Source organism: Mesorhizobium sp. P5_C1, from assembly GCF_054049815.1.
This window is the reverse complement of sequence record NZ_JBFULQ010000001.1, coordinates 51103-73345: the sequence shown is the minus strand read 5'-3', so window position 1 is coordinate 73345 and position 22243 is coordinate 51103. Positions and strand designations below refer to the sequence as shown.

The following is a 22243-nucleotide window of genomic DNA, read 5'->3' as shown; positions in this document are numbered from 1 at the left end:
CCACGGCCTCGCACTACTCCAAGGATTCCGACGCGCTGGAAAAATTGGCAGGAGAGAACGCCAAACGCTTCTGAACCAATGGCATTCGTTTGCCCGGCCAGGGAGGGCAGGATAGAATCCTTTCCGCCACGCCGCACATGATGGGGGGAATTACCATGGACAAGGGCAAGATCTTTCGTGACCTGCATGCCTCGACCTTCGTCATGCCCAATCCCTGGGATGTCGGCACGACGAAGCTGCTGGATTCTTTCGGCTTCAAGGCGCTGGCGACGACCAGCGCCGGCTTTGCCTTTTCGCGCGGCCTGCCGGACGGCGCCGTGACCTTCGAGGCGATGATCCATCATTGCCGCGACGTGACGGCGGCGACCAGCCTGCCGGTCTCGGCCGACCTCGAGAGAGGCAAGGGCGACAGCGCCGAGCGCGCCGCCGAAACCATCTTCGCGGCCGAAGCGGCCGGCCTTGCCGGCTGCTCGATCGAGGACCACACCGGCGATCCGGACAAGCCGATCTATGATTTCTCGCACGCCGTCGAGCGCGTCGCGGCCGCCGTGGAGGCGGCGCGGGCGTTGAAGCGCGATTTCGTCTTCACCGCGCGGGCCGAGAACTTCCTGTGGGGCAGGTCCGATCTCGACGACACCATCAAGCGGCTGCAGGCCTTTGAGAAGGCCGGCGCCGACGTGCTCTATGCGCCAGGCATCGGTGATATAGAGATGGTGCGCACGATCTGCTCGGCGGTCAGCAAACCGGTCAACGTCATGGCGAGGCCCGGCTTCACCGTCGCCGATCTCGCCACGGCCGGCGTCAAGCGCATTTCGCTCGGGCCGTGGTTGACCAATTTCGCTTATGGCATGCTGGAAACGGCGGCACGCGAGATCCAGCAGGACGGCACGTTCGGCTTCACCCGCGCAGCCATGCCGTTCGGCAAATTGCAGGCCTTGTTTGGCAAATCCCCAGATTAAGAGGCCTGTCGCATGACGCTGACTGTCGTCGACATGCATACGGGCGGCGAGCCGCTCAGGATCGTTACCGGCGGCTACCCGGATATCCCGAATGGCACCATCCTGGAAAAGCGCGCCTATGTGCGCGACCATCTCGATCATTTGCGCAAGATTTTGATGTTCGAGCCGCGCGGCCACTATGACATGTATGGCGCCTTGTTGGTCGAGCCGGACCTGCCCGGCGCCGACCTCGCCGTGCTGTTCATGCACAATGAGGGCTATTCGACCATGTGCGGCCACGCCATCGTTGCGCTCGGCCGCTATGCCGTCGACGAAGGGCTGGTGACGAAACGCGAGCCGATGACGACCGTCAACATCGAGGCGCCATGTGGATTGGTCGTCGCTTCGGTGGGGGTCAGGGATGGCAAGGCCGGTGCTGTCTCGTTCGAAAGCGTTCCGGCATTCCTGTTCGCACGGAACCAGGCGATCGAGCTGCAAGGCTATGGCACGATCGGTTTCGACATCGCCTATGGCGGCGCCTTCTACGCGCTGGCCGACTGTCACCAGTTCGGGCTGGAGTTCGGCCGCGACCGGGTGCGCGATTTCGTCGATGCGGCGACGGCGCTGACCAACAGGCTTAAGGCCGAGCTGCCGCTGTCGCATCCCGACCATGCCGACCTTGCCTTCCTTTACGGCACCATCCTGACCGATGGCCGCGACGCGTTTTCCGGCGACGTGACCAAGAACATCTGCGTCTTCGCCGAGGCCGAGGTCGACCGCTCGCCGACCGGCTCCGGCGTGACCGCCCGGCTGGCGGCCATGCATGCCAAGGGCGAGATCGACATCGAGCAGACGCGCACATTCGAAAGCATCGCCGGCTCGCGCTTTTCCGGGGCAGTGGTGCGGACGGCGACGGCTGGCCCGCACGAAGCAATCATCGCCCGCGTCGGCGGCCGCGCCTACTATTCCGGGCGAGCAGAATTCATCGTCGAAGCCGATGATGAGTTGGGGCGCGGATTCCTGTTGCGCTGAACAGAACCTCACCCCGGCGAGACGCGAACCGCTTCCCGTCCGCTGATCGCCTTGTGCAGATGCACCATCATGGCGGCGGCAAAAAGCGGCGTCACCAGGTTGAGCAGCGGCACGGCCAGGAAGGCTGATATGACCAGCCCGGCGAGGAACACCGTGCCGGCATAGTGCCTGCGCAAGGCCCTGGCCTCTTCTTCCGGGCGAAAGCGCATGGCGGCGAATTCGAAGAACTCACGCCCCAGCAGATAGCCGTTGACGATGAAGAAGGCGGCAATGTTGACGCCCGGTACCAGAAGGAGCAGCAGGGCGACGATGTTGCCGAGGATGACGACGCCCAGGAACCTGGCTGACAAGACCAGCGAGCGCAGCGCCGGCATGGCGCGTCCGGCCGGGTCGCCCGGATAATCGGTGCGTTCGACGACTTCCGCGATGTCGTCGAGGAACAGGCCGGCGATGATCGCCGTGACCGGGGCGATGAGCAACGCCATGCCGAAGGCAAGGGCGATGGCGGCGATGATGCCGCCGAGCCAGCCGGCCCAGGACGGCATGCCGGGCAACAGCGTTTGGAGCCACGGCAGGGCCAGCCACTCGACGAGGCTGGTGAGGCCGAACCACAAGGCCACCAACGCCAGCAAGGTCAGCCCGAGCGTCTTGATGAACACCGAACGGAATTCGGGCGAGAACAACTGGCCGGCGGCGGCGCGGGCGGCGTCAGAGATCACGGTGCTTCCAACCTCACGTCGAACGGATCGTCCGGAGATAGGCGACACACCTGCCCGCCACAAGCGCGGATCGCTTTCGGGCCAAGGCAATCGTTTCAGGTTTCGAACTCGCCCCACTCCCCTTCCGGACGTGGGCGCTGCCCCTCACCTGCCTGCCGGCATCCTCTCCCCGTATGGTGACGGGGAGAGGGGCCCTCTCGTCGATGGTTTCGCCAATTCCCAAAGACGCAGGAGAGACGCCAAGGTTGCGGCCAGCCCCTTCTCCCCGCCACAAGTCGGAGACTATCTTCGCAGCGATTGCCCTGCCTTATCGCGCGAGCGCCGGCTTTCGAACCGGGATGGTCATGGCTGCGACGCCTGCGATAACAAAACCCATGCCCAGCCATGCCGTCGGGCCGAGGCTTTCGCCGAGGAAGACGGCGCCGATGCCGACGCCGATCGGTACGCGCAGATAGGCTTGCGAGGTGGTGCCGACCGAGCCCAGCGTGTGGATGAGGCGGAAATAGATGACGAAGGCCAGCGCGGTCGAAAACACCGACAGGCCGAGCAAGGCCAGGATCGACGCCATCGATGGCGCGAGCGTCCATGGCTGGTCGACCATCAGGCTGAGCGGCAGCAGGATGATGGCGCCGCACAGCATCGAGCCGGCGGCGGGCAGCATCGGGTCGAGGCCCTTGAAGCCACGGCCGAAGATAGCCGCACCGGCGTAGCAGATCGTCGCCGCGACGATTGCCAGTTGCGCCCAGAGCTCATGACCGAGACCACCCAGCGCCTCGGTGCCGATGATGAGGCAGATGCCGGCAATGCCGGCGCCGACGCCAATCAGTTTGCGCAGCGTGACCGGCTCGTGGCGGGTGATGAGCGCGGTCAGCAGGAAGGTGAAGATCGGCGAGGTCGCGTTGAGGATGGTGGCGAGACCGGCATCAACGGAGCGCTCGGCCGCTGCGATCAGCGTGAACGGCACGACGCTGTTGAGGCATGCCTGGAAGGCGAAGCGGCGCCAGCTTGCCGCATCGCCCGGCATGGCAAGCCCGCGCCAGCGGATGATGGCGAACAGGATACCACCCGCGATCAGGGTGCGCGCGGCAATGAACGTGACCGGCGGGATCGTCTCGACGCCGATCTTGATGAAGGTATAGGAGGCGCCCCAAAGCACCGCCAGCACGGCGAGCAGCGCCAGGTCGGTGGTCATATCGTTCTTTGTCGGCCTGTTCTTTGTAGGCATGGGGCTGGCTCGCCTTAGAAAAATGATCGGCTGGCCAGGCTTGTAAGCAGCGCCGCGACGAAATGCTTCGGCCACGGTCGAATTGTCATAGCGCCTCGTCGCGGAGGCGCACCCCGGTTTGCAAGAACCGCGGCTCCGCGCCTTCCTCGACAAGGGAATGGTCATCGCCGCCACGCCGGCAACGACAGAAAATCGGTTGCCAATTTTCGGAGTCTTGCTGTAGACCCGCCCGGGCATGGCAAGAAGCCGGCTCGGGTTTTTGGCGGAGACATTGATGCCGGATTATGACGTGCTTTGCATCGGCAATGCCATTGTCGACATCATCGCCCAGTGCGACGAGGACTTCCTCGAGACCAACGGCATCATCAAGGGCGCGATGAACCTCATCGACACCCAGCGCGCCGAACTGCTCTACAGCCGCATGGGCCCGGCGATCGAAGCGTCCGGCGGCAGCGCGGGCAACACGGCGGCCGGCGTCGCCAGCTTCGGTGGCCGCGTCGCCTTCTTCGGCAAGGTTTCGAACGATGCGCTGGGCCAAATCTACGCGCACGACATCCATGCGCAGGGCGTCGCCTTCGACACCAGGCCGCTCAAGGGCGAGCCACCGACGGCGCGCTCGATGATCTTCGTCACCCCCGACGGCGAGCGCTCGATGAACACCTATCTCGGCGCCGCCATCGAACTCGGGCCGGAGGATGTCGAGGCCGACAAGGCTTCCGGCGCCAAGGTCACCTATTTCGAGGGTTATCTGTGGGACCCGCCGCGGGCCAAGGAAGCGATCCGGCAGACGGCGAAGCTGGCGCACGCGGCAGGCCGCGAGGTGTCGATGACACTCTCGGATTCGTTCTGCGTCGATCGCTACCGCGACGAGTTCCTCGACCTGATGCGCTCGGGCACCGTCGACATCGTCTTTGCAAACAGCCACGAGATCAAGTCGCTCTACCAGACGTCTTCGTTCGACGAGGCGCTGGCGCAGATCCGCAAGGATTGCCGGATCGCCGCCGTGACGCGCTCGGAAAAAGGCTCGGTCATCGTGCGCGGCGACGAGACCGTGCTCATCCAGGCGACCGCGATCAAGGAACTGGTCGACACGACAGGCGCCGGCGACCTCTACGCCGCCGGTTTCCTGCATGGCTACACGCAAGGCCGCGACCTCAAGGCCTGCGGCGACCTTGGCTCGCTGGCGGCCGGATTGGTGATCCAGCAGATCGGCCCGCGCCCGCGCCAGAACCTGCGCCGCGAGGCTGAGCAGGCCGGGTTGCTGTAGCGCTGAAAGCTTCCGATCTCCCCCCACGTGGGGGAGATGGCCGGCAGGCCAGAGGGGGGCGCTGTCCCGCCAGCCTCTCCAAGGTATTACACTGCCGCCAACCTCAAAATGAAGGGCATGAATTTCTGATCCATAGCGCGACGCCGAGCGTTGTGGCGAGGACGAGAGCACCGCTCCGTAGCGATCCTTGGCGCCCCCCTCTGCCCTACCGGGCATCACCCCCACTAGGGGGGAGATCGGCAGCTCGGCCGCCCGCCTCTCACCGTCGCGCGGTTGTCATACATCGCCCCTACACGCAATCTAGGCGACCTGAGACTGACATTTCGGGACGCCTGCAGTCAGTTGGGGTGTCATAAAATGCAAGACAGCATGCTGTCGGGCCGCTGCATCTGTTGCCGCCGCGATCTCCGCTCTCCGCTCTAGCCGTTCAACAACCGGCCGCAGCTGTGGGAGGAGCGCCCGGCCCAAGAGACAGATGCATGAACAGATTTCAAATCCAGGCAACCGGCATCAAGCAGGACGACTTCGCGGAAATGGTCGCGGAGGATGTCGAACGTGCGCTTGCCCACTATGACGAGGCCATCAACAGACCCACCATGGTCTCGGTCGGCAAGATTGCCGGCAGCATAGCTTCCGCCGTCACCTTGCTGTCGCCGAAGCATCAGCGTGCCATCGACGCCATCCATGCCGACCTTCCCGGGCTTGCATCGAAATTCGTACGCGCGCTGGCGGCGGAAGCCGCGCGCCGCAGCGACGCCGGCACAGGCGGCGCGACGGGGCTGCCGCCGGCATCCCCCGTGGATTTCGATGGACCTGCTTCCCCGTCGTCGCGCGCCGACGACCTCGAATCGATGCTGATAGAGGACTGGGCCGGGCGCGTCGCCGGATCGACCTATCTGGAAGAGAACATGCGCATCGCCCGCTCGACCCTGCATCGCTGGCAAAGGCGGGGTGAGGTCATCGCCCTGCGCAAGGGCGGCCGCAAGCATGTCTTCCCGCTGACGCAGTTCGTCGACGGCAGGCCGGTCGCGGGCATCCATGACGTGCTGTCCCTGATCAGCAATCCCAGGCTGGCCTGGCTGTGGCTGACACGCCCCTCGGCACAACTCGATGGCCGCGTTCCGATCGACCTGCTCCGGCAGGATCAGATCGAGCAGGTCGTCGAGGCCGCACGCGTGTTCGCGCCGGCTTGACCGCTTCGGTGCACGCCCTTGATAGACGTGCCTAGGCAGTCCTGCGGATTGAGGGACGAGGCGCGGACGATGGCTGTTGCGGTGCCATTTCCGTGGCGGTGACCAACCGGTTGCGGCCACTCTTTTTTCCGATGTACATCAGCCGGTCGGCGAGCGCGACCAGCGCTTCGGAATCGGCGGCTTCCGCCGGATACATGGCCACGCCGACGGTGCAGCCGACCTGAATGGCGCCATCCGGTGTGGGAACCTTGATCTGGAGCCTTTCCAGGATGCGTTCGGCAACGCGCACGGCCTTGTGCTGTGCCAGATCGGCGGCGCCCGAAAACAGGAAGGCGAACTCGTCGCCGCCGAGCCGAGCGACGAAATCGGCGCTGCGCAGGATCGAGCGAAGCTGGCTCGATACGCGCTGCAGCAGCGCGTCGCCGGCCTCGTGGCCGAGCGTGTCATTGACTTCCTTGAAGCGGTCGAGGTCGATGAACAGAAGACCGGCGGCCTCGCCGGTGGCGCCGCAGCGGGCGACCACCGATTTGAGCTCGTTGTGGAACGCACGCCGGTTGGGCAGGTCCGTCAACAGATCGTGGTTGGCGGAATGGTCGCTCTGCTGCTTGGCCAGTTCGATCTCGCGCTTTTGCGCGGATAGCTCCTCGTTGGCGGTCTTCAGATCCAGCAGCAGCTGGGAATTGAGGTCCTCGACAACCTTGCGGTCGCTGATGTCGACGACGAAACCTTCCAGGAATTCGAGTTCGCCGGCGGCGTCCCAGACACCGCCGCCGATCTCGCGGACCCAAAGCGGCTCGCCGGCCCTCGGCACGATGCGGTAGTCGACGTTCCAGTTGCAGCGCGCTTCGAGGGCGGCGTCGACGGCGGCATAGACCGAGGCGAGGTCGTCCGGATGGATGGCCGAAACATAATCGCGCACGGCGTTGTGCACGAAATCCGTTGGCGGATAGCCGCTGACGGTGAGAACGCCGTCGCTGATGTAGAGCATGGTGTAGGACGCATCGTTGCGGCAGCGGTAGAGGTAGCCGTCCATGCGGCCGGTGATGYTGAGCAGCGCATCCAGGCGCTCGTCGTGATAGGCTCGCTCGCCGACCACGGATGCGGGAATCGTATCGTGCTTCACGGCTGCAAATCCATGATTGTCACCACCCCGGTCTGTCCAAAATGCCCCTCTGGCACATCGATGACAGCTCTCTGGTATAACAACCGGATATTATCAATATCTTATGGATCGCAGCGATTTTCCCATAAATTCGGCTTGAATCGCGGGATTCCTGCGGTTGCACATATTCAGGTGGAGTGGTGCGGCCCTCGACCAGGGCCTGGGCCTAGCATCACTCGAAAGGCGTTCACGGGGCTTTCGTCCGCCGCTCAAGCCCCCGCCGTATAAGCCGCGATCGCCGCCATGTTGACGATGTCTGAATCCTTGGCGTTCAACGAAACGATCTGCACCGGTTTGTTCAGCCCGACGAGCAGCGGGCCGATCACCGTCGAGCCGCCGAGTTCCTGCAGCATCTTGGTCGAGATGGAGGCCGAGTGGAACGCCGGCATGATCAGGACATTGGCCGGGCCGGTCAGGCGGATGAACGGATACTGCGACATGGCCCGCGCATTGAGCGCGACGTCGGCGGCCATCTCGCCGTCATATTCGAAATCGACGCGGCGCTTGTCGAGGATGCGCACGGCTTCCTGGACGCGCTCGGAGCGTTCGCCCTGCGGATGCCCGAAGGTGGAATAGGCGAGCATGGCAAGCCTGGGCTCGTAGCCCATGCGGCGGGCAAAGCCAGCGGCCTCCTCGGCGATGTCGGCGATCTGCTCGGCGTTCGGCATGTCGTGCACGGCGGTATCGGCGACCAGCACGGTCCTGCCCCGCGCCAGCACGATCGAAACGCCGATGACGCGGTGGCCGGGCTTGGCGTCGATGACGCGGCGGATGTCGTCGAGCGCCGTCGAATAGTTGCGGGTCACACCGGTGACGATGCCGTCGGCATCGCCCAACGCCACCATGCAGGCGGCGAAGTGGTTGCGGTCGTTGTTGATCAGCCGCTGGCAGTCGCGGAACAGGAAGCCCTTCCGCTGCATACGCTCGTAGAGATAGTCGGTGTAGATGCCGTTGCGGCGCGACAGCCGGGCATTGATGATCTCGATGCCTTGCTTGTTGAGGTCGATGCCGGCGTGCTTGGCGTTCTCCTTGATGACGTCGTCGCGGCCGAGCAGGATGGCGGTGCCGAGCCGCTGGTTCACATAGGAAACGGCGGCGCGCATCACCTGCTCCTCCTCGCCCTYGGCAAAGACGATGCGCTTGGGCTGGCGGCGCACACGGTCGTAGATGCGCTGCAAGGTCGAGGCGATCGGGTCGCGGCGGGCGGACAGCTCCTGCGCGTAGCGGTCGAGATCGAGGATCGGCTTGCGGGCGACGCCGGAATCCATCGCCGCCTTGGCGACCGCGATCGGGATGGCCGAGATCAGGCGCGGGTCGAACGGCACCGGGATGATATAGTTGGGACCGAATTTCGGCCGGTTGCCCTGATAGGCTGCAGCGACGTCGTCGGGCACGTCCTGGCGCGCTAGCGCTGCCAGTGCCTGGGCGGCGGCGATCTTCATGTCGTCGTTGATGGTGGTGGCCCGCACATCCAGCGCGCCACGGAAGATGTAGGGAAAGCCGAGCACATTGTTGACCTGGTTCGGATAGTCCGAACGCCCGGTCGCCATGATGGCGTCGGTGCGGATCTCGGCGACTTCCTCCGGCGTGATTTCCGGGTCGGGATTGGCCATGGCGAAGATGATCGGGTTCTTGGCCATCGACTGCACCATGGCAGTGGTCAACGCGCCCTTGGCGGAGAGGCCGAGGAAGACGTCGGCACCGTCGAGCGCCTCGGCGAGGCTGCGCGCCTCGGTCTTCACCGCATGTCCCGACTTCCACTGGTTCATGCCTTCGGTACGGCCCTGGAAGACGACGCCCTTGGTGTCGCACAGGATGATGTTTTCGGGCGCGAAGCCCATCGCCTTCATCAGCTCGATGCAGGCGATGCCGGCGGCCCCGGCGCCGTTGCAGACCATCTTCGTCGTCTTCATGTCGCGGCCGGTGATCTCCAGCGCGTTGATCAGGCCGGCGGCCGAGATGATGGCGGTGCCGTGCTGGTCGTCATGGAAAACCGGGATGTCCATCAGTTCGCGCAGGCGCTGCTCGATGATGAAACACTCCGGCGCCTTGATGTCTTCAAGGTTGATGCCGCCGAAGGAGGGGCCGAGGAAGCGCACGCAATTGATGAACTCGTCGGCGTCCTCGGTGTCGACCTCGAGGTCGATGGAATCGACGTCGGCGAAGCGCTTGAACAGCACCGCCTTGCCCTCCATGACCGGCTTGGAGGCCAGCGCGCCGAGATTGCCGAGGCCAAGGATGGCGGTGCCGTTGGAGATGACGGCGACCATGTTGCCGCGCGTCGTGTAGTCGAAGGCGCGGCTGGGGTCCTCGGCGATGGCCAGAACAGGTACCGCGACGCCCGGCGAATAGGCGAGGCTTAGATCGCGCTGCGTCGCCATCGGCTTGGTGGCGACAACCTCCAGCTTGCCGGGGCGGCCCATGGCGTGGAATTCGAGCGCTTCCTGCGCACTGACGGACGGACCGTTGTTCTCGGTTTTTTTGGCCATGATGCTTTTGATTTCCTCGCCGGTGCAGCACCTCGTTAGGGCGGGTGCTTTGTGAGGTTCCGAATTAAGACCACGCACCGCCGCGTGTAAACCGCCAGTGTTCGGGAATCGCGCTGGTGCTGGCGATTGCGGGCATCTGGCCGTGTCAGTCGTCCCCTGTTTTTCGAGGCGCCGGCATTAAACCGCGCGACCACATCTGCTAGCGTGCCGCGCATGAACATGCATAGCCCGAACGAGCCGGACGCCCCCGAGGCGATGGCGCCCCTGCCGACAGCCGCTGCCGCCGTCACGCCGATGATGGAGCAGTTCATCGAGATCAAGGCGGCGAACCCGGATTCGCTGCTGTTCTACCGCATGGGCGATTTCTACGAGCTGTTCTTCGACGACGCCGAGAAGGCGAGCCGGGCGCTGGGCATCGTCCTGACCAAGCGCGGCAAGCACCAGGGCCACGACATCCCGATGTGCGGCGTGCCGGTGCATGCCGCCGACGACTATCTGCAGAAGCTGATCGGTCAGGGTTTTCGCGTCGCCGTCTGCGAGCAGATCGAGGATCCGGCCGAAGCCAAGAAACGCGGCGGCAAATCGGTGGTACGCCGCGACGTGGTGCGGCTGGTGACGCCAGGCACCATCACCGAGGACAAATTGCTGGCGCCGTCGGAATCGAGTTTCCTGATGGCGCTGGGGAGGGTGAAAGGTGGGGCGGACCACTCCTTTGCCCTGGCCTGGATCGACATTTCGACCGGGGCTTTCCGTGTCGCCGAGACCACCGCCGACCGGCTGCTCGCCGACATCTTCCGCGTCGATCCGCGCGAGCTGATCGTTGCCGAGCCGGTGTTCTACGATGCCGAACTGAAACCGGTCTTCGACGTGCTCGGCCGCGTCGCCAATCCGCAGCCGCCCTCGCTGTTCGATTCGGCCTCGGCCACGGGGCGCATCGCCCGATTCTTCGACGTGGCGACGCCGGACAGTTTTGGGGCGTTTTCGCGCGCCGAATTGTCGGCGATCTCGGGCGCCATCGCCTATGTCGAGAAGACGCAGAAGGCCGAGCGTCCGCCGCTGTCGCGGCCGGAGCGCGAGGAGCAGGGCTCGACCCTGTTCATCGATCCGGCGACGCGCGGCAATCTGGAACTGCTGCGCACGCTGTCCGGCAGCCGCGAAGGTTCGTTGTTCAAGGCGATCGACCGCACGGTGACCGGCGGCGGCGCAAGGCTGCTGGCCGACCGGCTGATGGCGCCGTTGACCGATCCGGCGGCGATCGGCGCCAGGCTGGACTCGGTGTCCTTCTTCCGTTCCGAAACGCGGCTCTGCCAGGCGGTGCGGGCAAGCCTGAAGAGCGTCGCCGACATGCCGCGCGCTCTGTCCCGGCTGGCGCTGAACCGTGGCGGCCCGCGCGACCTCGGCGCGCTGCGAGCCGGTTTCGAAGCGGCCGGTGCGATCGCCGGGATCTTCGGCGAGACCGCCCTGCCTCAGGAGCTCACGGCGGCGCTGGGCGCCATCCAGGCGCTGCCCAGGGCGCTTTCCCAGCACCTGACGCAGGCGCTTGGCGACGAACTGCCGCTGCTCAAGCGTGACGGCGGCTTCGTTCGCGGCGGCTACCATGCCGAGCTCGACGAGATGCGGGCGTTGCGCGACGAATCGCGAAAAGTCATCGCCGGGCTGGAGCGCTCGCTGATCGACGAGACCGGCATCCGCTCGCTGAAGATCCGGCACAACAATGTGCTTGGCTATTACATCGAGGTGACCGCCAACCATCATGCGGTGATGACCGGCAGCGACGGCGCCAAGGCGCGCTTCATCCATCGCCAGACCATGGCCAACGCCATGCGCTTTACGACGACCGAACTCGCCGAACTGGAGACCAAGATCGCCAATGCCGCCGACCGGGCGCTCGGCATCGAGCTTGCAGCCTTCGAGGCGCTGACGGCGGAAGCGGTCGGCGAGGCCGAAAAGATCCGCGCCGGTGCCGATGCGCTGGCCGTGCTCGACGTGTCGGCGGCGCTCGCGCTGTTGTCCGAGAGCGAAGCCTGGTGCCGGCCGGTGGTGGATTCGAGCCTTGCCTTCGAAATTTCGGGCGGCCGGCATCCGGTGGTCGAGCAGGCGCTGCGGCGTTCGGGCGAAGGTCCGTTCGTCGCCAATGATTGCGACCTGTCGCCGGAGGGCAGCGCCAAGAATGGCGCGATCTGGCTTTTGACCGGCCCCAATATGGGCGGCAAGTCGACGTTCCTGCGGCAGAACGCGCTGATCGCCATCCTGGCGCAAACCGGCTCGTTCGTGCCGGCGGCATCGGCCCATATCGGCGTCGTCGACCGGCTGTTCTCACGTGTTGGCGCCTCGGACGATCTGGCACGCGGTCGCTCGACCTTCATGGTCGAGATGGTCGAAACGGCGGCGATCCTCAACCAGGCCGGCGAGCGCGCGCTGGTGATCCTCGACGAGATCGGCCGCGGCACGGCCACTTTCGACGGCCTGTCGATCGCCTGGGCAGCGGTGGAATACCTGCACGAGAAGAACCGCTGCCGGGCGATCTTCGCCACCCATTTCCACGAAATGACCTCGCTGGCCGGCAAGCTGGCGCGGCTGCACAACGTCACCATGCGGGTCAAGGAATGGGAAAACGACGTCGTCTTCCTGCACGAGGTCGGCAAGGGTGCCGCCGACCGCTCCTATGGCGTGCAGGTGGCACGGCTGGCCGGATTGCCGGAAGCGGTGGTCGACCGGGCCAAGGAAGTGCTGCACCAGCTGGAAGAGGGCGAGGTTTCGGGCAAGACCAACCGTCTGGTGGACGACCTGCCGCTATTTTCGGTGGCGGTGAAGCGCGAAGCGCCGAAGCCGGTCAAGAACGATGCTCTGGGCGCCGCACTCGGCGACATCAACCCCGACGAGATGACGCCTCGCGAGGCGCTGGAAGCGCTGTATCGGCTGAAGGGGCTGGCGGGAAAGTAGTCAAATCATCTCCAGACCGCGCTTGCGGGTCGGCGGCGGAAAGGCGCGGTCGAGTTCGGCGATGTCCTGTGGCGTCAGTTCGATGTCGAGCGCTGCAAAATTCTGGCGGACATGCTGCTGGCTGCTGGCTTTCGGAATGGCGATGACACCCTCCTGGTGCATGACCCAGGCCAAGGCAATCTGCGCCGGGGTGGCATTGTGGCGGGCCGCGACGGCGCCAAGCCTGGTATTGCGTGCCAGCGCGCCCTGCTCGACCGGTGAGTAGGCCATCAAGGGGATGCCGCGCTGGCGGCTCCAGGGCGCCAGATCGAATTCGAGGCCACGCCGAACCAGATTGTAGAGCACCTGGTTGGTCTGGACGTTGCCGCCGTCGGGCAAGCCGACCAGTTCTTCCATCTCGTCGGTGTCGAAATTGCTGACGCCCCAGTGGCGGATCTTGCCGGCCTCTTTCAGCGCCTCGAAGGCCACTACGGTTTCAGCCAGCGGCACGCTGCCAGGCCAATGCAGCAGATAGAGATCGATGCGGTCGGTGCGCAGGCGCTTCAGGCTGTTCTCGCAGGCGCGCTGCACGCCGGCGCGCGAAGCGTTTGACGGCAGCACTTTCGAAACCAGGAAGGTCTCGTCGCGGCGCCCGGCGGTGGCCTCTGCGACCACCTCCTCGGCACCGCCGCTGGCATACATTTCGGCGGTGTCGATCAGCGTCATGCCAAGGTCGAGGCCGAGCTTGAGAGCGTTGACCTCATCGGCGCGGCGGCTGAAATCCTCGCCCATTTTCCACGTGCCCTGACCAAGCACCTGAACGGCTTCGCCGGAAAGCAGCGTGGTTGTTCTGATCGTCGATGGCATGGCAGGCTCCAGTTGAGGGCCGGATCGCATCACAGGCTCGGCGGGAAATCCAGAGAGATGCTTCGCGAAAAGGCTTACTTCACCGGATGGGCTGCGAGCCAGCCCTGCATCTGCTTGATCTCGGCTTCCTGCGCGGCGATGACCCCCTCGGCCAGCTTGCGGATCTCCGGGTCCTTGCCGTTGGCAAGCTCGACCTTGGCCATGTCGATGGCACCCTGATGGTGCGGGATCATGCCACGGACGAAATCGACATCGGCATTGCCGGTATTTTGCAACGCCATCATATCGGCATGCATCTTGTCCATCGCCGCTTTGTAGCCTTCGCTCGATGGGCTGGTCGCATCCGCCGACATGGCACCCATGTCGTGTTTCATCTCTTCGCTCTGCGCCGGAACGCTTTCGAGGAAGACGGCAAGCAGCATTCCGGCAGCCATCAGCAAAAGGACGAGTTTTTTGGCCAAGGTCATTCATGGTCTCCTGTTGAGTGGGTTTCGTATTTGGGGGCTTTGCTCAGAGTTTCAACGCTCTCAGCCGCAATGCGTTGGATATCACCGACACCGAGGACAGGCTCATCGCCGCCGCCGCCAGCATCGGCGACAAAAGCGTGCCGGTGAGCGGATAGAGCACACCGGCGGCGACGGGTACGCCGAGCACGTTGTAGAGGAAGGCGAAGAACAGGTTCTGGCGGATGTTGCGGATCGTCGCCTGGGCGAGCGTACGCGCCCGCACGATGCCGTTGAGGTCGCCCTTGACCAAAGTAATGCCGGCGCTTTCGACGGCGACATCGGCGCCGGTGCCCATGGCGATGCCGACATCGGCGGCGGCAAGGGCGGGGGCGTCGTTGACGCCGTCGCCGGCCATGGCGACGCCTTTGCTCCTGGCACGCAGCTCTTCGACCAGGGCTGCCTTCTGTTCCGGCAGCAGTCCGGCGCGAACCTCATCGATGCCGAGGCTCCTGGCGATCGCTTTTGCCGTGCGCTCATTGTCGCCGGTCGCCATGACGATCCTCAGGCCGCTGTCATGCAGGGCCCGGATCGCTTCGGCGGTGGTCGCCTTGACGGGGTCGGCGACAGCGACGATGCCGGCCAGTTTGTCGCCGACGGCAACGAACATCACGGTCCTGCCTTCGGTCTGCAGCGTTTCGGCCCTGGCGGAGACCGACGCGGTGTCGATGCCGAGATCGGTCATCATCGCCGCATTGCCGAGCGCGACCTTCTTTCCCGACACGGTGCCGGAAACGCCCTTGCCGGTGACGGCCTCGAAGCCGCTGGCATCGGCGATCTCCAGGCCGCGCGTGCCGGCGCCTTCGACGATGGCTTCAGCCAGCGGATGCTCCGAGCCCTTTTCGAGGCCGGCGGCAAGGGCCAGCAATTCGTCTTCGGAAAAGCCGTTTGCGGCAACGACATCGGTCAGTTTCGGCCGGCCTTCGGTCAGCGTGCCCGTCTTGTCGACGATCAACGTGTCGACGGAAGCGAAGCGTTCGAGCGCGGCGGCTTCCTTGATCAGCACGCCGGCATGGGCGCCGCGCCCGGTAGCGGTCATGATCGACATCGGCGTGGCGAGGCCGAGCGCGCAGGGGCAAGCGATGATCAGCACCGACACCGCCGAGACGATGGCGAAGATCAGGCTGGGTTCGGGGCCAAGGACAGCCCAGGCCACGAAGGCGGCGATCGCGACCAGCACCACAGCCGGGACAAAGTAGAAGGAAACGCGATCGGCAAGCCCCTGGATCGGGGCGCGCGAGCGCTGCGCCTTGGCGACGAGTTCGACGATGCGCGCCAGCGTGGTCTCGGCGCCGATCCGCTCGGCACGCAGGATCAGCGAGCCGTTTTTGTTGAGCGTGCCGGCGGTCAGGGTATCGCCTTCGGCCTTTTCGACCGGCAACGGTTCGCCTGTGATCATCGATTCGTCGAGGGAGGAACGGCCCTCCAACACGGTGCCGTCGACCGGCACGGCGTCACCGGGACGGATGCGCAGGCGGTCGCCCACCTTGACCGCGTCGAGCGGCACGTCGCCTTCGGAGCCGTCGGAACCGATCAGCCGCGCGGTCTTCGGCGCGAGATCAAGCAAAGCGCGGATCGCCGACCCGGTCTTTTCACGGGCGCGCAACTCCAGCACCTGGCCGAGGAAGACCAGCGCGACGATGACGGCGGCGGCCTCGAAATAGACCGGCACCGCACCGCCATGGCTGCGGAACTGATGCGGAAAGATATCCGGAAGCAGCGTCGCGACGACGCTGTAGAGATAGGCCGCGCCGACGCCGAGCGAGATCAGCGTCCACATGTTTGGGCTGCGATTGACGAGCGAATCCCAGCCGCGATGGAAGAAAGGCTGCGCCGCCCACAACACGACAGGGCTGGCCAATGCCAGTTCCAGCCAGACCATCGTGCGGTCGTCGACAACGGCCTCGAACGTCAGGCCGAGCATCGGCGCCATGGCGACGATCAGCAACGGCAGCGACAGCGCGGCACTGACCCAGAATCGCCTGGTGAAATCGACCAGCTCGGGATTTGGGCCTTCATCACCGGTGGGCACGCCCATCGGCTCCAGCGCCATGCCGCATATCGGGCAGGAGCCGGGCTTGTCGCGGATGATTTCGGGATGCATCGGGCAGGTGTATTGCGTGCCCTTGGGCATCGGCTGCGGCGCGGCCCTATCGCCAAGATATTTCTGCGGTTCCGCCTCGAATTTCGCCTTGCAGCCGGCAGAGCAGAAGTAGAAATCCTGACCTTGATGACGGACAAAGTGCTTGGCTGTCGCAGGGTCGACGGTCATGCCGCAGACAGGATCCCGCACCACGGCCGCCTCCCCGGCCGCAGCTTTCGCTGTGCAGCACCCGTCATGCGCGTGATGATGATGGTCTGAATGCGTCATTCAAAATGCCTCGATGCCTCGTCTCGATGCGGAGGTAGTGCTTCCAGTAACTGGAAGGTCAAGGGCATAATTTTCTTTTTCCGTGTGTCGTCGCCGGCGCCGGGCCACCATCAAAGAAAGTCGGATGCGCGGCGGCTTCTTGTGCTATGGAGCCGCCGATTGACAATCCAAACGCATCCAAATGCACCGATTCCATTTCCAATGAAGTGCCTGGTCATAAACCTCGACCGGTCCCAGGACCGGCTCGCGCATATGACGTCGGAGTTTGCCCGCATCGGCATTGACTTTGAACGCGTCGCGGCGGTCGACGCCCAGGACCGATCCGACCTCCCGCAAACACCGATGCGGCTCAATCCGCTGACGCAGTTGCATTTGACCAACGCCGAGATCGCCTGTTTCCTCAGCCACAAGGCCTGCTGGGCAAAGATCGCCGATGGCGACGATGCCTACGGCGTCGTTTTTGAAGACGATGTCGTCTTTTCGGAAGATGCCGGCGCGATGCTTGCCGACGCCAGTTGGATCCCGGCTGATGCCGAGATCGTCAAGCTGGAGACATTCTTCAAGAAGACCCGGCTCGCATGGCGGCGCTCTCCGGCCGGGCACGGCTTTTCCACGTCCAGACTGCACGGATCTCACGTCGGCGCGGCCGGCTACATACTCTCGAGGCAGGCGGCGCGCGATCTCATCGACGGCACCGCGGAACTCAACAGTCCCGTCGACCAGATCATCTTCAATCCAAGATTCGCCCCCTCACCCGGCAAGGCGATCTATCAGCTGAKTCCGGCCCTGTGCGCGCAGGAACGCTTCTTGCGGACCGCCGCACTGCCGAGCCTGCTTCTTGAGGAACGGCGGGACCAGTGGCTTGCCGGTGTCCAATCCGGGTCGCGCACGACCAAGACGCTGCCAATGAGAATCGGGGCTGAGGCCAGGAAATTGCTGAGCAGGATCGTCGACCTCTGCCTCCTGAAGCAGAGAAATAGGCTCATAGCGTTCTATCGCCACGGCGAACGTGTCCGTCCTGCCCATACCCACAACCGCGAAAAGGCGCTATAGACGCCGCCGAAAAGGCGAGGCCAACCGGTACCTATGGCGAAAATCTCCCTGAAGCTCGACGAACTGATCGACGGCGAAGCCTTGCGCCGCGAGATGACGGCGCTGACCGCTACCACGGCCGGAGACGGCTCCGGACAGGCCGCACGCAGCGGCGTGCTTCAGCTTCTCAAGGTGCGGTTGGCGGACGGACGCGCCATTGCCGAACGCATGCTGAGGGACGACGGCGGCGGCCGTGCCTGTGCGGCGCGGCTATCGCACCTCATGGACGAGATCATCCGGGCGCTTTACGATTTCGCCGTCACGCATGTCTACCGGGTCAAGAATCCGTCTTCGGCGGAGCGCATGGCCGTCGTCGCCGTCGGCGGCTATGGCCGTGGCACGCTGGCGCCTGGCTCCGACATCGACCTTCTGTTCCTGTTGCCCTACAAGCAGACGCCATGGGGCGAGCAGACCGTAGAGTACATGCTCTACATGCTGTGGGATCTCGGGCTGAAGGTTGGCCACGCCACCCGCAACATCGACGAATGCCTGCGCCTGTCGCGCACCGACGTCACCATCCGGACCTCGATCCTCGAGGCGCGTTTCCTGTGGGGCGAGCTCAAGCTCTATGACGAGCTGATGCTGCGCTTCGACCATGAGGTGGTGCGCACGACCGGCCCCGAATATGTCCAGGCCAAGCTTGCCGAACGCGACGACCGGCATGCCAAGGCCGGCGAAAGCCGCTATCTCGTCGAGCCCAACGTCAAGGACGGCAAGGGCGGCCTGCGCGACCTGCAGACGCTGTTCTGGATCGGCAAGTATTTCTACCGCGTGCGCACCGGCGAGGAACTGGTCGACAAGGGCGTCTTCACCGAGGGCGAATATCGCGAGTTCCAGAAGGCCGAGGATTTCCTGTGGGCGGTGCGCTGCCACATGCATTTCCTCACCGGCAAGGCCGAGGAGCGGCTGCATTTCGACATCCAGCGCGAGATCGCCGAGCGGCTCGGCTACACCAGCCATCCCGGCCTGTCGGCGGTCGAGCGCTTCATGAAGCACTACTTCCTCGTCGCCAAGGATGTCGGCGACCTGACCCGCATCTTCTGCGCCGCGCTCGAGGAAGAGCAGGCCAAGCACGTGCCGGGCTTCAACCGCATCTTCCTCACCTTCTCGCGGCGCAAGCGCAAGCTCGCCGGCACCTCCGACTTCATCGTCGACAACCACCGCATCAACATCGCCGACGACCAGGTGTTCGAGCGCGATCCGGTCAATCTCTTGCGGTTGTTCTGGTTCGCCGACAAGCACGGTCTGGAGTTCCACCCCGATGCGCTGAAGCTGCTGACCCGCTCGCTCGGCCTGGTCAACAAGTCGCTGCGGCGCGACGAGGAGGCCAACCGGCTGTTCCTCGACATCCTGACCTCGGACCGCAATGCCGAACTCAATCTGCGGCGCATGAACGAGGCCGGGCTGCTCGGCAAGCTGATCCCGGATTTCGGCAAGATCGTCGCCATGATGCAGTTCTCGATGTACCACCACTATACGGTGGACGAGCATCTGATCCGCTGCATCGGCGTGCTGGCCGAGATCGAGCGCGGCGACGGCGAGAAGGTCCATCCCCTCTCCCACACGCTGATGCCGGGCCTGAAGAAGAGCCGCGAGGCGCTCTATGTCGCCGTGCTGCTGCACGACATCGCCAAAGGCAGGCCGGAGGATCATTCCGAGGCCGGGGCCAGGATCGCCCGGCGCATCTGCCCGCATATGGGGCTGTCACCAGCCGATACCGAAACGGTGGCCTGGCTGGTCGAGAACCACCTCGTAATGTCGATGACGGCGCAGACCCGAGACCTCAACGACCGCAAGACCATCGAGGATTTCGCCGCGATCGTGCAATCGGTTGAGCGGCTGAAGCTGCTTTTGATCCTCACCGTCTGCGACATCAGGGGCGTCGGACCCGGTGTATGGAACGGCTGGAAGGGCCAGCTGCTGCGCACGCTCTATTACGAAACCGAACTGCTTTTGACCGGCGGCTTTTCGGAAGTGTCGCGCGCGCAGCGGACGGCGGCGGCGCGCGAGCGTCTGGCCGAGGCGCTCGCCAACTGGTCGGACAAGGCCCGCAAGCGCTATGTCGCCCTGCACTACGAGAATTACCTTTTGACCGTCGATCTCGCCGATCAGCTGCGCCATGCCGAGTTCATCCGCGAAGCGGACGCTTCGGGCAACAAGCTCGCCACCATGGTCAAGACCCACCAGTTCGAGGCGGTGACCGAAATCACCGTGCTGGCGCAGGACCATCCCCGCCTGCTCTCGGTCATCGCCGGGGCCTGCGCCGGAGCCGGCGGCAACATCGTCGACGCGCAGATCTTCACCACGTCGGACGGCCGCGCCCTGGACACCATCCTGATCTCAAGGGAATTCGACCGCGACGAGGACGAGCGCCGGCGTGCCGAGCGCGTCGGCCGGCTGATCGAGGACGTGCTGTCGGGCAAGAGCTGGCTGCCGGAGATGATCGAGAAGCGGACCAAGCCGCGGCGCGGCGCCAAGGTGTTCAAGATCCCGCCGCGCGCCGAAATTCGCAACGCACTGTCGAACCGTTTTTCGGTCATCGAGGTCGAGGGGCTGGATCGGCCGGGCCTGCTGTCGGAGATCACCGGAACGCTATCCGACCTGTCGCTCGACATCGCATCGGCCCACATCACCACCTTCGGCGAGAAGGTCATCGACACCTTCTACGTCACCGACCTCACCGGCCAGAAGATCGACAACCCGACCCGCATCGCCACCATCCGCAACCGGCTGATGGCAGCGCTTGAAGGCGTCGCGCCCGAGCGTGGCGGCAAGGCCAAGGCCGCCGCCGAGTGACAGCGACCATCACTTTGTCCCAATTCCGCAGGCAGTTCCCAAAAGCATGAGCCTCGTCAAGAAATTCGCAACGGTCGCTTCCGGCACGCTGATGAGCCGCGCGCTCGGCTTCGGGCGCGAGATGCTGATGGCGGCAGCGCTGGGCACTGGACCGGTCGCCGACGCCTTCAACGCCGCCTTCCAGTTTCCCAACACCTTTCGCCGGCTGTTCGCCGAGGGCGCCTTCAACGCCGCCTTCGTGCCGCTGTTCGCCAAGGAGATCGAGACGCACGGCACCGAGGGCGCAAAGCGCTTCTCGGAGGAGGTGTTCGGCGTCTTGTTCACGGCGCTGCTGGCGCTGACCATCGTCATGGAATTGTCGATGCCGCTGATCGTGCGCTACCTGGTGGCGCCAGGCTTTGCCGGCACGCCGGGAAAATTCGACACCACGGTGACGCTGGCGACGATCATGTTCCCCTACCTGATCTGCATGTCGCTGGGCGCCATGATGGCGGGCATGCTGAATTCGCTGCGCCGCTATTTCGCGGCGGCGGTGGCGCCGGTGTTCCTCAACATCATCCTGATCGGCGTGCTCGCCTATGCCTGGTACAAGGGCTCCGACGCGCTCACCGTCGGCTACGGGCTGTCCTGGGGCGTGCTGGCCGCCGGACTGGTGCAACTGGCGATCGTCTGGGTGGCGGTGCGCCATGCCGGCATCTCGATCGGCTTCCGCCGTCCGAAAATGACGCCCGCGGTCAAGCGGCTGCTGATCCTGGCGCTGCCGGCGGCGATCACCGGCGGCATCACCCAGATCAACCAGCTTATCGGCACGGCGATCGCCTCGGCGCAGAACAGTGCGGTGTCCTCGCTCGCCTATGCCGACCGCATCTACCAGTTGCCGCTCGGCGTGGTCGGCGTCGCGGTGGCGATCGTGCTGTTGCCCGAACTGTCGCGGGCGCTGAAGTCGGGCAACCTGATCGAAGCCGCCAATCTGCAGAACCGCTCGGTCGAGTTCACGCTGTTCCTCACCTTGCCGGCAGCCGCGGCACTGTGGGTGATGTCGGAGCCGATCGTGCGGCTGGTCTATGAGCGCGGCGCGTTCGCCGCCAACAACTCGACGCCGACGGTGGCGGCGATCCTGGCGATCTTCGGCCTCGGCCTGCCGGCCTTCGTGCTGATCAAGGCGTTCACCCCAGGCTATTTCGCCCGCGAGGACACCCGCACGCCGATGATGTTCGCCGCCATCTCGGTGGCGGTGAACGTCACCACGGCGCTGACGCTGTTTCCGGAAATGGGCGCGCCCGGCATCGCCGTCGCCTCGGCGGTCGCCGGCTGGGTCAACGCGCTGATGCTGCTCGGCGTCTTGATCAGGCGTGGCCATTGGGGCCGCGACGTTCCGTTGATGAAACGCATTCCGCGGCTGGTGCTGTCGGCGATCGTGATGGGGGCGGCACTTTATTTTGCCGAACACTGGTTCGCCGTCAGGCTCGGCCGGGGTGCGCCGCTGGTCGTCAAGGCGACGACGCTTCTGGCGCTCGTCGCCGGCGGGGCGCTGCTCTACTTCATCACCGCCTTCGCCACCGGCGGCGCCGATTTCGGCATGATCCGGCGCAACGTCAAGCGGGGATCGGGGAAAGCGACGCCACCGGCCCCAAAGACCGCCCCGGACGAGTAGGGCCGGATAACTC

The 22243-nt window shown here is 64.9% G+C and carries 15 protein-coding genes; 8 read left to right on the top strand and 7 right to left on the bottom strand.

The window, feature by feature from the left end:
• Window positions 1-155 precede the first annotated feature (155 nt).
• Both ACXJ7R_RS00310 and ACXJ7R_RS00305 read left to right on the top strand, forming a co-directional pair.
• Window positions 156-959 carry an isocitrate lyase/PEP mutase family protein gene (locus tag ACXJ7R_RS00310; RefSeq protein ID WP_457150061.1) on the top strand — a complete coding sequence of 268 codons (804 nt, stop codon included), beginning with the start codon at window positions 156-158 and terminating at the stop codon, window positions 957-959.
• 12 nt (window positions 960-971) lie between these two features.
• Window positions 972-1970 (top strand): proline racemase family protein, encoded by a 999-nt coding sequence (locus tag ACXJ7R_RS00305; protein ID WP_457150060.1) that lies wholly within the window; start codon window positions 972-974, stop codon window positions 1968-1970.
• Between the two features lie 8 nt (window positions 1971-1978).
• Here ACXJ7R_RS00305 and ACXJ7R_RS00300 read toward each other — a convergent pair whose 3' ends face one another.
• Window positions 1979-2689, bottom strand: a complete 711-nt coding sequence (locus ACXJ7R_RS00300) for a sulfate transporter family protein (protein ID WP_457150059.1) — start codon at window positions 2687-2689, stop codon at window positions 1979-1981.
• Between the two features lie 307 nt (window positions 2690-2996).
• Complete coding sequence (locus ACXJ7R_RS00295; protein WP_457150058.1) at window positions 2997-3881, bottom strand: EamA family transporter; 885 nt, start codon at window positions 3879-3881, stop codon at window positions 2997-2999.
• A gap of 307 nt (window positions 3882-4188) precedes the next feature.
• On the opposite strand from ACXJ7R_RS00295, the gene ACXJ7R_RS00290 reads away from it, so the two are divergent.
• Together ACXJ7R_RS00290 and ACXJ7R_RS00285 are read left to right on the top strand one after the other, a co-directional pair.
• Window positions 4189-5181, top strand: coding sequence for an adenosine kinase (locus tag ACXJ7R_RS00290; RefSeq protein WP_457150057.1), 993 nt, complete (start codon window positions 4189-4191; stop codon window positions 5179-5181).
• 479 nt (window positions 5182-5660) lie between these two features.
• Window positions 5661-6374, top strand: a complete 714-nt coding sequence (locus tag ACXJ7R_RS00285) for an antitoxin Xre/MbcA/ParS-like domain-containing protein (RefSeq protein ID WP_457150056.1) — start codon at window positions 5661-5663, stop codon at window positions 6372-6374.
• 31 nt (window positions 6375-6405) lie between these two features.
• Here the strand turns inward: ACXJ7R_RS00285 and ACXJ7R_RS00280 are convergent, their stop codons facing one another.
• Window positions 6406-7497: a diguanylate cyclase domain-containing protein gene (locus ACXJ7R_RS00280; protein WP_457150055.1), complete on the bottom strand. Its 1092-nt coding sequence runs from the start codon at window positions 7495-7497 to the stop codon at window positions 6406-6408.
• Between the two features lie 248 nt (window positions 7498-7745).
• Window positions 7746-10025: an NADP-dependent malic enzyme gene (locus ACXJ7R_RS00275; RefSeq protein WP_457150054.1), complete on the bottom strand. Its 2280-nt coding sequence runs from the start codon at window positions 10023-10025 to the stop codon at window positions 7746-7748.
• A 213-nt stretch (window positions 10026-10238) separates the two neighbouring features.
• Here ACXJ7R_RS00275 and mutS point away from each other — a divergent pair, with 213 nt between their 5' ends.
• On the top strand, window positions 10239-12968 hold the full coding sequence (gene mutS, locus ACXJ7R_RS00270) for a DNA mismatch repair protein MutS (RefSeq protein ID WP_457150053.1): 2730 nt from the start codon (window positions 10239-10241) through the stop codon (window positions 12966-12968).
• Here the strand turns inward: mutS and ACXJ7R_RS00265 are convergent, their stop codons facing one another.
• The 3 genes from ACXJ7R_RS00265 to ACXJ7R_RS00255 all read right to left on the bottom strand — a co-directional run bounded on the left by ACXJ7R_RS00265 (window position 12969) and on the right by ACXJ7R_RS00255 (window position 16688).
• Window positions 12969-13814 carry an aldo/keto reductase gene (locus ACXJ7R_RS00265; RefSeq protein ID WP_457150052.1) on the bottom strand — a complete coding sequence of 282 codons (846 nt, stop codon included), beginning with the start codon at window positions 13812-13814 and terminating at the stop codon, window positions 12969-12971.
• A 74-nt stretch (window positions 13815-13888) separates the two neighbouring features.
• A complete protein-coding gene (gene copM, locus ACXJ7R_RS00260; protein ID WP_457150051.1) occupies window positions 13889-14281 on the bottom strand; it encodes a CopM family metallochaperone in 393 nt (130 codons plus the stop codon).
• A 43-nt stretch (window positions 14282-14324) separates the two neighbouring features.
• Window positions 14325-16688 (bottom strand): heavy metal translocating P-type ATPase, encoded by a 2364-nt coding sequence (locus tag ACXJ7R_RS00255; protein ID WP_457150050.1) that lies wholly within the window; start codon window positions 16686-16688, stop codon window positions 14325-14327.
• Window positions 16689-16889: 201 nt separating this feature from the next.
• On the opposite strand from ACXJ7R_RS00255, the gene ACXJ7R_RS00250 reads away from it, so the two are divergent.
• From ACXJ7R_RS00250 to murJ, 3 genes are read left to right on the top strand one after another with little or no spacing between them, the layout of a single operon-like run.
• On the top strand, window positions 16890-17741 hold the full coding sequence (locus ACXJ7R_RS00250) for a glycosyltransferase family 25 protein (protein WP_457150049.1): 852 nt from the start codon (window positions 16890-16892) through the stop codon (window positions 17739-17741).
• 33 nt (window positions 17742-17774) lie between these two features.
• The gene (locus tag ACXJ7R_RS00245) at window positions 17775-20576 is read left to right on the top strand and encodes a [protein-PII] uridylyltransferase (RefSeq protein WP_457150048.1); all 2802 of its coding nucleotides are present in this window, start codon (window positions 17775-17777) and stop codon (window positions 20574-20576) included.
• A 46-nt stretch (window positions 20577-20622) separates the two neighbouring features.
• Window positions 20623-22230: a murein biosynthesis integral membrane protein MurJ gene (murJ, locus tag ACXJ7R_RS00240; protein WP_457150047.1), complete on the top strand. Its 1608-nt coding sequence runs from the start codon at window positions 20623-20625 to the stop codon at window positions 22228-22230.
• The last annotated feature ends 13 nt before the right edge of the window (window positions 22231-22243 follow it).